Here is a 14,274-nt window from a genome sequence, read left to right as displayed (position 1 = left end):
CCCTTGACTGAAAACCATATAACTACATTTGATTTCTAAATAACCTTAACTAGTTTCAAATTTTGATGACAAAAACTAAAATATGGTTGTCCTCTCCTCATATGGGAGGGACGGAGCAGCAATATGTTAAAGAAGCTTTTGATACTAATTGGGTGGCGCCTCTTGGACCAAATGTTAATGCTTTTGAGGCCTCTATATCAGATTTTTATGACAATGAAGTTCATACTGCGGCACTTAGTTCTGGTACGGCATCAATTCACTTGGCATTAAAGCTTTTAGGGGTTTCTAGAGACGATGATGTAATTTGTCAGAGTTTTACTTTTTCCGCTTCTGCAAATCCGATTACCTATTTGGGAGCAAATCCTATTTTTGTCGATAGTGAAAAAGATACCTGGAATATATCTCCAGAACTTTTGGAGCGAGCTGTCTTGGATAGAATGAAAAAAGGAAAAAAACCAAAGGCAATTGTGGCGGTGCATTTATATGGCATGCCCTATAAGACCCGTGAAATTCACGAAGTTTCGAAGAGATATGAAATTCCTGTAGTGGAGGATAGTGCAGAAGCTCTGGGCAGTTCTGTAAATGGGAAAAAATGTGGAAGTTTTGGAAAAATTGGAATATTATCCTTCAACGGAAATAAAATAATTACAACCTCTGGTGGAGGGGCGTTACTAACGAAAGATAATAATATAAAGAAAAAGGCGGTTTTTTTGGCTACACAGGCTAGGGATAGTGCACCACATTATGAGCACACCTCTGTTGGGCATAATTATAGAATGAGCAATGTTTTAGCAGGTATAGGAAGAGGGCAAATGGAAGTGTTGACAGAAAGAGTCAAGGTTAGAAGGGCAAATTATAGTTTCTACAAAGAACGACTAGGCCATATTGAAGGGATTGATTTTTTGGAAGAACCCAAAGGGTATTATAGTAATCGTTGGTTGACCTGTATAATTACTCCATCTTTTGAAATCAGGGAAAAAATTAGACTTGCATTGCAAATAGAAGATATAGAGTGTAGGCCACTTTGGAAGCCTATGCACGAACAGCCCGTATTCCAGTGTTTTGAAAGTTACACTAATGGAACTTCTTCAGATTTATTCAAAAGAGGACTTTGTTTGCCCAGTGGTTCGAACTTGCTTGAAGAAGATTTAAATAGAATAACTTCCCTAATCTTAAATAATTTAAGCTAATGTTGAAGAAATATCTACTAAAAAATTCGAACAGATATGCATCAAAGTGGTCCGTGTTGGCCATTGATACTTTGATTATTGCATTTTCTTTTGTGTTATCATATATCATTAGATTCAATCTCTCTTTTGGCTTTGATGTATCTAAGCTTCTGTTGCAATTGCCTATTGTAATGATTGTCGCTGCCGTAACTTTTGTGGTAACAGGATCTCATAAAGGTTTTATAAGGCACACGGGAATCAAAGACATCTATAATATTTTTAATGCTATATGTCTTTCAAGTATCATCATTATTTTTGTGATTATTCTCAATCGGCGTTTTGACTATATAGATGGTTTCACCATACCTCTTTCTATAATTATCATACATAGCCTTATTAGCTTGGTAGGGCTCACGACATCCAGATATATTTTTAAAGCTATGTACCATAATATGGTCACTAAATTTAAGGTTTTTAAAAATATATTTATTTATGGGGCTGGAGAATCGGGTATTCTCACCTACAATGCCCTTACAAACCATACAGGTACCAATTCTAAGGTAGTTGGATTCATAGATGATGATAAGAAAAAAAGAGGGAAACGAATCAATGGTCTTCCAGTACATTCTAGGTCAGATTTGACAGAATATCTTATTGATAAACATAATATTTCTGAAATCATTGTGGCTATTCATAAGATAGACAATGCCAAACTTCGAAAATTGGTGGAAGGATTGGTTGATTTACCTGTCCAGGTCAAAATTGTGCCACCAGTTCAGGATTGGATTAATGGAGAGTTCAAGGCATCACAGATTAAAAATGTACAGATTGAGGATTTGCTTAATAGAGTGCCTATAAGTATTAGAAAATCTAGAGTTTGTGAGGAATTAAAAGGTAAAACTGTTATGGTAACTGGAGGTGCTGGGTCAATTGGTAGTGAAATAGTGAGGCAAATAGCAAACTATGACTATGCATCCTTAATAATAATCGACCAAGCTGAGTCTGCACTGTATGACCTGCAACAAGAATTAAAGCAGTCTGGGCATCATAATTTTGTCCCAATTGTTGCAGATATTAGGGATAAAAATAGGATGAATCATTTTTTTGAGGAGCACAAACCGGATATTTTATTCCATGCTGCAGCCTATAAGCATGTGCCTCTGATGGAGTATAATGCTTATGAAGCTATTAAAATAAATATAGGAGGAACAAAAAATATTGCTGATTTGGCAATAAGTCACAATGTTGAAAAATTTGTTTTTGTATCTACTGATAAAGCGGTGAATCCAACCAACGTCATGGGGGCTACCAAACGAATTGCTGAAATATATATAAGTTGTATGCAACAAGAGCATAAAACCAAGTTCATTACTACTAGGTTCGGTAATGTTTTAGGTTCCAATGGTTCCGTAATCCCATTATTTAAAAAACAGATTGAAAAAGGTGGGCCACTTACTGTAACTCATAAAGATATTACCCGCTATTTTATGACCATTCCTGAGGCATCGCAATTGGTGTTGGAAGCTGGCGCTATGGGTAAAGGAGGTGAAATATTCATTTTTGATATGGGAGAATCGGTCAAAATATTTGACTTAGCCAAGAATATGATAAAACTTTCAGGTCTCAAATATCCAGAAGATATTGATATTAAAATTACAGGTTTAAGACCTGGTGAAAAATTATACGAAGAGTTACTGGCAAACGGGGAAAATACATTGCCTACTTATAATAAAAAAATAATGATAAGTAAGGTCAGGGATTTAAATTATGAATTTTTCAGGTCTAAAATTGATGAACTTTTTGTGTCCAATATGGTTTTCAACAGTAACATTGTGCAGTTAATGAAAGAAATTGTACCAGAGTATATTTCGAATAACTCGGATCTTTGTAAATTTGATAAGTCCATAACTACCGATAAAAATCTGATTGAAAACAAAAACATTATAAAAACTCAATTAACACAAATAAATTAGCTTCAATGGGCATTATAAAAAAGAAGAGTCTTCATTCTGTATGGTTGACCGCAATTATTTTATTAATAACTTCGTGTGCTTCAAAAAAGGATGTTGTATATTTTCAGAATTCAAATAATTTCGAAACATTGGTGGATAAAAACACCTTCTCTCCAAAATTTAAGGTAGATGATTTGGTTGGTATTCATATATCAACCCTTGATCCAGAGGCAAGCGTGCCGTTTAATCTTTTTAGGGGGTCACAAGAGGATGGCATGCGACCTGAACAGGTCGATTACTTAGTGGATCAAGATGGTGAAATCGATTTTCCGGTAATCGGTAAAATTAAAATAACAGGTCTTTCGCCCGAGGAAGTTAGAGTGCTTCTGCGTGAAAAGTTGAGTGATTATTTAAAGGACCCTATTATTAATATTAGATTAAAAAATTTTTCTGTCACGATTTTGGGTGAGGTCAATCATCCAGGTACTTATTCGATTCAAGGAGAGCGAATTACAATTTTAGAAGCTATAGGGCTTTCGGGCGACTTGACTATTAAGGGAAAACGTGAAAATGTAATGGTTATTCGAGATTTTGATGGTACCAAGGTGTACACCAAGGTCGATTTGACCGATAAGGAAGTCTTGAGCTCTCCAGTATATTATTTAACTCAAAATGATGTAGTCTATGTAGAACCCAATCAATCGGCTATTACGGCTTCAAGTCTTGATAACAGGGCTGGAATATATGTGTCAATTGCTTCTATACTAATTACATCAACAATTATTTTAATAACTAGAAATTAGGTATTAGATCATAATTCTTTATACACCATTTGGTAATGAGTCAAAACAATATTAGTGACTTTAATTTTAGCGATGAAATAAGAAAGTATATCAAACACTGGAAGTGGGCTGTTTTGTCTTTAATTATTGGTATTATAATAGCCCATCTTTTTGTTCGCTATTCTACTCCCAAATATTTGGCAAAGGCCAAAATACAAATTCTTCAAGAAAAAAGTTCAGGCTCTGGAGTCAGTCTTTTGCAAGACATAGATGTTTTTTCCAATATGGAGAATAATGTTGAAGATGAAGTTGAAATAATTGCTTCCAGGTCAAACTTGATAGAAGTTGTCAGACAATTGGGTTTGAACACTAAGGTATACTCCTTGGGTAGTATTAGAAGTAAGGAACTCTATGAAAACTCACCAATAACTCTAAATATAATTGCTCCCGATTCTACAATGCATAGGGAGGGCTTGGAATTTTATTTGGACATAAATTCTTCAACTACAAGTTTTGGCTATTCGGTTGAAGAGGAAGATGCTCCTAAGAATTATGCATTTGGTAAAAATATTTCATCACCAATAGGTGATATTGTCATTACACCCAATCGAGAATATATTAATAATCATTTAGGAAAAAGACTGAAAGTAGAGATTTCTCCTCTTTCAGAAATAGCCACTAAGTATCAAGAAGAAATAATTATTTCCAAACCTCAGGAATTCTCAAGTATTTTGGACATAAGTTTGGAGGACCCCGTGAAAGAGAAAGCCAGGGATATAATCAATTCATTGGTTGTTGTTTACAATAAGAATGCCGTTGAGGACAAGCAACAGATAGCTGATAAAACCTCAAGTTTTATTGAGGGGCGAATAGCAGATATTTCAGCAAGTCTGTCATCGGTAGACCAATCAGCGGAAGATTTTAAAACGGGTAGAGGGGTTACTGATATTGCATCTGAAGCCAATATCAATCTCAATGTAGGGGTAGCTAACCGCCAAGAGTTGGCCAATGCAGAAACCCAATTAAATATTGCCGGATCGATGCGTGATATGGTAAATCAACAAGAAGGTTATGAGGTGCTTCCGGCCAATTTAGGATTGTCAGACCCAACCATTGCCAGTACCACACAACAATACAATCAATTGGTGCAGGAAAGAAATCGTTTGCTCAAAAGTTCTAATGAGAAGAATCCGGTAATTGTGAACCTTGATCAGCAGTTGAGTAGCTTAAAAAGAACGATGCAGGCAAGTTTAAGTAGTACAGTGAACAATTTGGGGCTACAGGTCAATACATTAAGTGGGCAACAGGCTATCATCAATTCAAAGATTTATTCGGCACCAAAAAACGAAAGGGCACTGAGAGATATTACAAGACGTCAACAAACCACAGAGTCATTGTATCTCTACCTATTGCAAAAAAGAGAGGAAGCCCAAATAACAGTGGCATCAACTGCACCAAAGTCTAAGCTGATTGACAGTGCTTATTTTAGTGATATTCCTGTATCTCCTAGAAAAAAGATAATCTATTTAGCTTTTGGAATTTTTGGACTTTTAATCCCATTCTCCATAATTTATGCCAGAGATTTAATGGATAATAAAGTGCATAACATGCACAATTTGGAAAAAAATGTCCGTAGTATACCCATTCTTGGCGAATTACCTAGGCTTAGTAAAAAGGAGAAAAAAATAATTGTCAAAGACGATCGCTCTGTATTAGCTGAAGCATTGCGCATTATAAGAGCAAATTTAGACTATTTAATAAAGTCGAAGCCCAATGAATCCAATAACATTATTTATATAACATCGAGTGTGCCTGGTGAGGGAAAAACTTTTTTGTCAGTTAATCTCTCCATGATATTGGCCAATACTCATAAAAAGGCCTTGCTAATAGGTGCTGATATTCGAAATCCAAAATTCAAAAGTTTTTTTACAGGAAAGAATATAGATAATCTTTCAGTCGGCCATAAAAAATCGGATTATGGTCTGACCGATTATTTACATGACCAAAACATTTCTTACAAGGAAATCATTAATACAATGCTGGTTAATGATAACAATTTGGATGTAATTTATTCAGGAAGAATTCCTCCAAATCCTTCAGAACTTCTTATGAGTGGTAGGTTGAAAGAACTTTTTCAAGAGGTATCTGGGCGCTATGATTATATCATAGTTGATACTGCACCAATGATGATGGTTTCAGATACCTTGTTGATCAGCGAACATGCAAACCAGTTAATTTATGTAACACGTGCTGATGTAACAGAGATTAAGGCGTTGGATTTTGCTATGAAACTTCAGGGCGAAGGAAAAATAAAAGGCCTCTCTTTTGTGGTAAATGGTGTCAAACTGAACAATTTAGGGTATGGTGGTAAGTATGGTTACGGTTATGGAAAGGTTGCCAAAAAATGGTGGAAATTCTAATGTTTTCTTCAGTTGAACCAGTTTTGTTTTGAGTCTTATAATGTTTGTCCCTATTGTTGAAAATATAGATAAATTCTGTATTTTTTATCTTTTAGATTAACCTATTAACGTCTCTAGTATTTTATCGATAAAGTACTTTAATTGAACGAATAATACTATTTCAACAAACTAGCTTCATGCACATTAAAGTATATTTGAAGCATAGTACGGCCTTTTTTCTTTTATGAAAAATGTCGAAAACACTTTTAATATTATGAAAAAATATTACCCCAAGTTTTTATTGTTATGCGTTCTATTTGCAACAATATTCTCAATTAAAGTTCAAGCACAGTTAAGTTTTCCACAAAGTGAGTTAGATCTTAATGGCCAGGGGAGTTTTGCCTCAGGGATTACGTCACTGACTTATGGTCCTGATGGAAGACTTTATGCAACCGAATATACGGGTTTGGTTCATGTAATGACCATACAACGTGATGGTGCCAATGACTATAAGGTGACTTCCATGGAAACCCTTTCGGGTGTTCAAGGAATCCAAAACCACAATGATGATGGTACTAGCAACTCCAGCATATTAAGGGAAACTACTGGATTGGCAGTTGCCGGTACTGCTGCAAACCCGATTATCTATGTAGCTTCAAGTGACATTAGAGTAGGTGGGGCTACAACAGGTCAAGGAGATACAGGTTTAGATACTAATTCAGGGACAATAACCCGTTTCTATTGGAATGGAAGTTCTTGGGATGTGGTAGATTTAGTTAGGGGACTTCCACGTTCTGAAGAAAATCACGCCACTAATGGATTGGAGTTTGTTACAATTGGGGGGGCAAATTACCTGATTGTGGCCCAAGGGGGGAATGCCAATGGTGGATCGCCTTCCATTAATTTTGCCTTGTTAGGCGAATATGCACTTTCTGCAGCTATATTGGCAATAGATTTGGACGCTATAGAAGCAATGAGCGATAAGTTTGACAATGGCAGGGTATATAAATATAATATACCAACATTGGACGACCCCACAAGGACCAATGCAAATGGTATAACGGATCCAGATGCACCGGGCTATAATGGAATTGATGTAAATGATCCATTTGGGGGAAATGATGGATTGAACCAAGCCAAAGTTGTAGCTGGTGGACCAGTGAAAATTTTATCTCCTGGTTATCGAAATGCCTACGATTTGGTAGTTACGGAAAGTGGTGCATTATATGTTACAGACAATGGGGCCAATGAAGGTTGGGGAGGACTACCTGAAAATGAAGGAATGGGAGGAAATACCACAAATGCATATCGTCCAGGAGAGCCTGGAGGAGACATTGCAACCCCAGATGATGGAGAGGGAATGGACAACGAAGATCATTTGGAATTGATTACTACTGATATTCAAAATTATACATTCAATACATTTTATGGAGGACATCCCAACCCAACTCGTGCAAATCCAACCGATTCAGGTCTCTTGACTTCTCCAGATTCCAATCCTAACAATGCTACCTATCGAACTTTGATTTACGACCCTTCAAATCCTCAAGCGGGATATACGGATGACCCATCTATCGCTTTACCGGCGGATTGGCCACCGGTAGAGGTGGCAAACCCGGTTGAAGGTGATTGGCGAGGACCAACGGTTACCAACCCTGACGGTCCAGATGATCAACCCATCGCAATTTTTCCAAGAAACTCAAATGGTATTGATGAGTATACGGCCAGTAATGGAGATGACTATTATAAGGGGAACCTTTTTGTAGGGAAGAACAATGGTATACTTCACAGAGTGGCATTGAACCCAGATGGCAGCCTAAATACACTGGAACAATCTTGGGCTTCTGGGTTAAATGCAGGAGGGGCTGCCAATGCTTTAGGGATATCCTGTAATAGTGATTTGGATCCTTTTCCAGGTACTATCTGGGTTGGTCTTTTTAATACCTCAACTGGAGGCATCATTGTTATGGAACCCCAAGATTTTGTAGAGTGTTTGGACCCAAGTGATTCTGGATATGATGCCAATGCGGATTACGATTTTGATGGATTTACCAATCAAGATGAAGAAGACAATGGCACTGATCCCTGTAATGGAGGCTCGCAACCAAGTGACTTTGATAATGACTCAATCTCTGACCTCAATGATGACGACGATGATGCCGATGGTATATTGGATGCCAATGATCCTTTCCAGTTGGGCAATCCAAACATAGGAGGAAGTGATGCCTATGAGCTACCCATTACCAACGACCTGTATTCGGACACTGGGCTTGGTGGTTATTTGGGTCTGGGCTTGACAGGTATGATGAACAATAACGATTCGGGTAACAATTGGTTGGACTGGTTGGATGGTCCTGGTCCAAACCCTGATGATTTACTGGGTGGTGCCATAGGAGCATTGACCATGCAAATGCCAGAAGGAACGGCTTTTGAGTCCAATAACGATCAGGAAAAAGCATTTCAATACGGTGTTCAAGTCGATCAATCCATGGGAGGGTTTACGGTACATTCTCAAATTAGGGGCTTTGATATAACTCAAAACCAATTATATACCAATGCGAACACACCAAACGGGGAATTGGGAATTCAGATTGGTGATGGTACACAGAGCAATTACATTAAGTTTGTGGCTACACCTATGGGCCTTATGGCTCAACAAGAAATTGACAATAATGGACAAACACCTTTAACTTTTAATATCCCTGTTCCAAATAGACCCAGTTCTAGTATTGACTTCTACTTTGTGGTCGATGCGATTTCAGGAGATGTTTCACTACAATATAAGTTGGATGGTGGTTCCCTAACAACTTTGGGTACCATAGCTGCAGATACTCCAATTTTAGATGCCATTCAGCAAGCAAACACAGATTTGGCGGTTGGAGTTATCGGTACATCCAACGCTTCGGGTTTTGAATTGGAAGGCACTTGGGAATTTTTATATGTTAAGGCAGAAACTCCTACAGTGGTTCAAGGCATACCAGATATTGATAAATTGATAGATTCGGTCGATGAGAATATCAACTTGGATGTTTATTTTGATGATGACAATGGTTCGGACAATCTTACCTATTCTGTTGAGGACAACACTAATCCTGTTATCGATGCTAGCATAATAAACAACATCTTGACCCTTTCTTTTCCTTCCACAGCCCAAGTATCGAATATTACGATTAGAGCAACGGATCAGGACCTTAATTTTGTGGATGATACTTTTATAGTAACGGTAACCGAGACACCGCCCATTTTATATAGGGTAAATGCCGGAGGACCTTTGTTGTCCAGTATTGATGCCGATATAGATTGGGATGAAGATACAAAAGCCAATAATTCAACGTACTTGTCAACGGCAGGTAGTAACAGTTCTTTCAGCGGAACAATTACAACTGCTGATGGCTCTGTAAACACAAGCACAACACCAATAGAAATTTTTGCTACTGAGCGATATGATAACACACCAGGAAGCCCCAACGTACTATATTCCTTTCCAGTGGCACCACAACCGGGCAATTATGAAGTTCGGTTATACATGGGTAATGGATTCGATGGAACTTCACAGCCAGGGCAACGAATTTTTGATGTAACAATAGAAGGTGTTGTTATGCCCTTGCTTAACAATATAGACTTAGCAACAACCTATGGGCATAATATAGGTACAATGATTAGCCATATTGTAAAAGTTACCGATGGCGTTATAAATGTTGAATTCCTACATGGGCTTGAAGAAAACCCATTAATCAACGGTATCGAAATATTGGATGCTTCTGATTCTGATACGCCCATCTATGTAAATCCCATTGCAGATCAATTAAGCTTTGCCGGTGATGATGTTGATGGAAGTTTTGCGCTCTATGCAGCTGGTGGCGACGGCAATCTTGATTTTTCAGCTTCAGGCTTGCCACCAGGGGTAGACATTGAGCCCACCAACGGACATATTTTTGGTACCATTGAAGAGGGTGCCTTTTCGGGCAGCCCCTACAATGTTACCATAACTGTTGATGACAGTGATGGACTGACCAGCGATCAAGTAGAAATTAATTTTGCATGGGAAATTGTTGAACCCTATGTGTACCGTATCAATGCTGGTGGAGTTCAAGTTGATGCTTCCGATATCGGTTCTAACTGGGAGGATGATTTGGGTAATGGAGCCCAGACTGGAAATAATTATACAGTGAACACGGGCCGTACCGAAGACTATGAGGTCATGTCGTTCAACACCAAGGATACCTCCATACCGGCATACATAGACAATAGTACATACTTGGGTGTTTTTAATGAGGAACGTTATGACCTTTCAGCTGCGCCTGAGATGGAATATGTCTTGACCGTTGGGAATGGAGACTATATGGTTAATCTTTACATGGGAAATAGTTTTGATGAAGCAAGTAACATTGGGGATCGTGTTTTTGACATAATGATTGAAGGAGCATTAGTTGAAAATGATTTAGACCTAGTTGAAAGATTTGGCCACGAGGTCGGAGGAATGATTTCCTATCCTGTATCTGTAAATGATGGTGAATTGAATATTTCTTTCGGTCATGAAGTTGAAAATCCCTTAGTTAATGGTATTGAGGTGTTTGCAGTAGATATGGGCAACCCTACATTAACATTGGCAAATATTCCAGATCAAAATAATGGAATTCTTGATGCAGTTGATTTTAATGCTACAGCAACTGGTGGAGATTCCAGCGAACAAATTACCTTTTATATTTCAGGTCAGCCACAAGGGATAACCATTAATCCTGCAACAGGTCAAATATCAGGTACAATCAGTACCGCTGCATCAATGGGTGGTCCCAACGGGAATGGTAGCCATACCGTTGTGGTAACTGCGTTAAAACCTTTGTCTGCACCCTCTAGCCAAGTTTTTATTTGGACTGTCGAAACACAGTTCTTATGGACTGACAAGGATGAAGATGAAAATTACACGGCGAGACATGAGAATTCTTTCGTACAAGCGGGTGACAAGTTTTATTTGATGGGTGGTCGTGAAAATGCACAAACAATCGATGTTTATGATTATACTTCTGACTCATGGACTTCACTGGTTGATTCAGCTCCTAAAGAATTTAATCACTTTCAAGCTATTGAATATCAGGGATTAATTTGGATTATTGGTGCATTCCTAGACAATGCCTATCCCAACGAAGTTCCAGCGGAGTACATATGGATGTTCAATCCAGCGAACCAAGAGTGGATTCAAGGTCCACAAATACCGGCCAATAGAAGAAGAGGTTCAACTGGTTTGGTAGTTTATGATGATAAGTTTTATATAGTGGGGGGGAACAATGATGGACATGATGGAGGATTTGTGGCTCAATTTGATGAGTTTGACCCTGCAACAGGTACTTGGACACCTTTAACTGATGCACCTAGGGCAAGAGATCATTTTGCTGCCGTTGTAATAGGGGATAAATTATATGCTGCTGGTGGAAGACTTTCTGGTGGCACCGGTGGTGTATTCAAACCTGTTATAGCTGAGGTTGATGTCTATGATTTTACTTCTGGTACATGGAGTACCTTGCCCAGTGGACAAAATATACCAACACCTCGTGGAGGTGCCTCTGCAGTAAACTTCAATAATAAGTTGCTTGTTATTGGTGGAGAAGTGCAAGATGAGTTGGTTTATGGTGTTAATACAGATGATGCCTTGAAAATTACGGAAGAGTATGATCCAATAACCCAATCATGGGATAGACTGGCAGATATGAATTTTGAGCGTCACGGTACTCAGGCAATTGTTTCGGGGCCAGGGGTCCATATCTTGGCAGGTTCTCCAAATAGAGCAGGGGGCAACCAAAAGAATATGGAGTTTCTAGGAGAAGATAACCCTGTAGGATCACCTAGCGTTGTTAGTGTCCTATCTTCACAAAATACAGTGATTTTTAATGACGGTGAAACCGTTGACATAGATCTAGATGTTATTGATGGTAATGTGGCAATGTTCATACGATCTATGGAAATAACAGGTGCCAATGCTGCTGATTTTAGTATAGAATTAGGGGAATTGTCAAATGCCTTAATCGATGCAAATGGAACACATACATTAAGTGTATCATTGTCGGGTACCGGGGCGGATAGAACTGCTACCTTGACCATTAATTATAATGATTCAAGTGCCCTTAATATTGCGTTGACCAATAATCCTGATGCTACATTCGGGGTAACAAATCCTGGAGATCAATATAACTACGAAGGAGACTCTGTATCATTACAAATTGAGGCAACTAGTCCAAATAATACTACATATAGCGCTACAGGATTACCGCCTGATTTAACTATAAATGAGAATACAGGAATAATAACAGGTACTGTTGATGATGGATTTATAAGCGGTGGTGGCGGTGATAATTTTATAGAGGAAAACGGATTGGTGGTCATTGAGGCTGAATCGGTAGATACTTCAGGATGGGATATTACCAATTTGGATGGAGCTACAGGTATTATTGCCAACAACAATAACTTTAATAATATCAACGGAAGCACAATCCCATATGAGATTACTATTACTGAGGCCGGGGTCTATCGTTTCAATTGGAGAAGTTTCTACTCAGGAATAGATCCAACTGAGGAAAACGATAACTGGTTACGTTTCCCCAATAATGATGATGTTTGGTTTTTTGCCATTGATGGTTCTGTAGGAAACCCAGGAACTGAAGCGGATATTATTACCAACCTTCAAGGGGCACAATCAGAAATTGTTTTCCCAATAGGTAGTTCAAGAGTAACACCGGCTACTACACCAGATGGAAACGGGGCTGATGGGTTCTTCAAAGTATATAGAAGTGGAGGGAGTTCTGAAACCTATGATTGGCAGGCAAGAACCTTTGATAACGATAATCATGAAATCTTTGTTTGGTTTGTAAATCCGGGTACCTATACCATGGAGGTTTCAGAACGCTCTTTAGGTCATGCTATTGACCGAATGGTATTATACAAAGTGGACGATTGGGGTTATAATAACAATACCAATGCAGTGCTTAATGCTCCTGAATCTCAACAGGGTGGAGGAGTAAGTGGCCCAGGAGCTGCTAATAATAGCCCATATAATGTATCTGTTACAGTAACAGATGATGGTGACCCTGCTGGAAATGAAACCGTAGATTTTGTATGGTACATTGGTGAACCTGGCGAGCTGATTGCCGTTCCACAAGCTGATGTTACTAGTGGTTTTGTGCCTTTGACAGTGAACTTTACTGGAAGTAATTCCTTGGATGATGTGGGGGTAACTAGCTATTCATGGGACTTTAAAGACGGTACGCCAATCTCTAATGAGTCTAATCCTGCACATACCTTCACAACAATAGGAACGTATATGGTTGATTTGACCGTTGAGGATGCTGATAGTAATACAGATACAAAGAGTATAATAATTGACGTTAATGGAACAGGAGTAGCTCCAACTGCGGTAGCTTCTGCTATCCCAATGGAAGGTGACGCTCCCTTAGAGGTTGCTTTTGATGGAAGTGTATCTACTGATGACTTAGCCATTGCCAGCTATTCTTGGGATTTCATTGATGGAGGAGTATCAACAGAAGTAAGTCCTACCTATACGTTTAACACACCGGGGGTTTATGATGTAGAGCTTACTGTTACAGACGTTGAAGGCCTTATTGATACCGATGTAGTGACCATCACCGTAAATCAACCTAACTTGTCGCCTGTTGCAGTGGCATCGGCTGCTCCAGAATCTGGAATAGCACCTTTGGAAGTTTCTTTTATAGGAAGTGGCTCTACAGATGATGTAGGTATTATAAGCTATGCATGGGACTTTATTGATGGTGGAACATCTGCAGAAGCGAATCCAACCTACACATTTATATCACCTGGAACGTATGATGTCGTCTTAACTGTTACAGATGGAGGTGGATTATATGATACTGATATTGTAACTATAATTGTTTCACCTAATGAAGCTCCAGTTGCGGTGGCAACAGCTACCACTGAATCTGGTGATGCACCTTTGGAAGTTTCT

General features: G+C 38.6%; 5 protein-coding genes. All 5 read left to right on the top strand.

The features are described 5' to 3' along the window. Positions 1-65: 65 nt before the first annotated feature. Positions 66-1,190 carry a DegT/DnrJ/EryC1/StrS family aminotransferase gene (locus GGR42_RS03665; RefSeq protein WP_167960959.1) on the top strand — a complete coding sequence of 375 codons (1,125 nt, stop codon included), beginning with the start codon at positions 66-68 and terminating at the stop codon, positions 1,188-1,190. Further along, a complete protein-coding gene (locus GGR42_RS03660; protein ID WP_167960957.1) occupies positions 1,190-3,142 on the top strand; it encodes a polysaccharide biosynthesis protein in 1,953 nt (650 codons plus the stop codon). The genes GGR42_RS03665 and GGR42_RS03660 overlap by 1 nt, the downstream gene beginning before the upstream one ends. Before the next feature lie 5 nt (positions 3,143-3,147). Next, on the top strand, positions 3,148-3,924 hold the full coding sequence (locus GGR42_RS03655) for a polysaccharide biosynthesis/export family protein (RefSeq protein WP_167960955.1): 777 nt from the start codon (positions 3,148-3,150) through the stop codon (positions 3,922-3,924). A gap of 35 nt (positions 3,925-3,959) precedes the next feature. After that, entirely contained in the window at positions 3,960-6,323 is a 2,364-nt protein-coding gene (locus tag GGR42_RS03650; protein WP_167960953.1) for a GumC family protein, read from the top strand. A gap of 253 nt (positions 6,324-6,576) precedes the next feature. Beyond that, positions 6,577-14,274, top strand: a 7,698-nt coding sequence (locus GGR42_RS03645; protein ID WP_167960951.1) for a PKD domain-containing protein, incomplete at its 3' end; no start/stop codon positions are given.

Source organism: Saonia flava (genome assembly GCF_011927795.1).
Classification (GTDB): domain Bacteria; phylum Bacteroidota; class Bacteroidia; order Flavobacteriales; family Flavobacteriaceae; genus Saonia; species Saonia flava.
This window is presented reverse-complemented; position numbering and strand designations above follow the sequence as displayed.

Excerpts from the sequence above, each read along its gene's own strand:
- GGR42_RS03665 (WP_167960959.1), top strand. The coding sequence starts at position 66 with ATGACAAAAACTAAAATATGGTTGTCCTCTCCTCATATGGGAGGGACG.
- GGR42_RS03660 (WP_167960957.1), top strand. The coding sequence starts at position 1,190 with ATGTTGAAGAAATATCTACTAAAAAATTCGAACAGATATGCATCAAAG.
- GGR42_RS03655 (WP_167960955.1), top strand. The coding sequence starts at position 3,148 with ATGGGCATTATAAAAAAGAAGAGTCTTCATTCTGTATGGTTGACCGCA.
- GGR42_RS03650 (WP_167960953.1), top strand. The coding sequence starts at position 3,960 with ATGAGTCAAAACAATATTAGTGACTTTAATTTTAGCGATGAAATAAGA.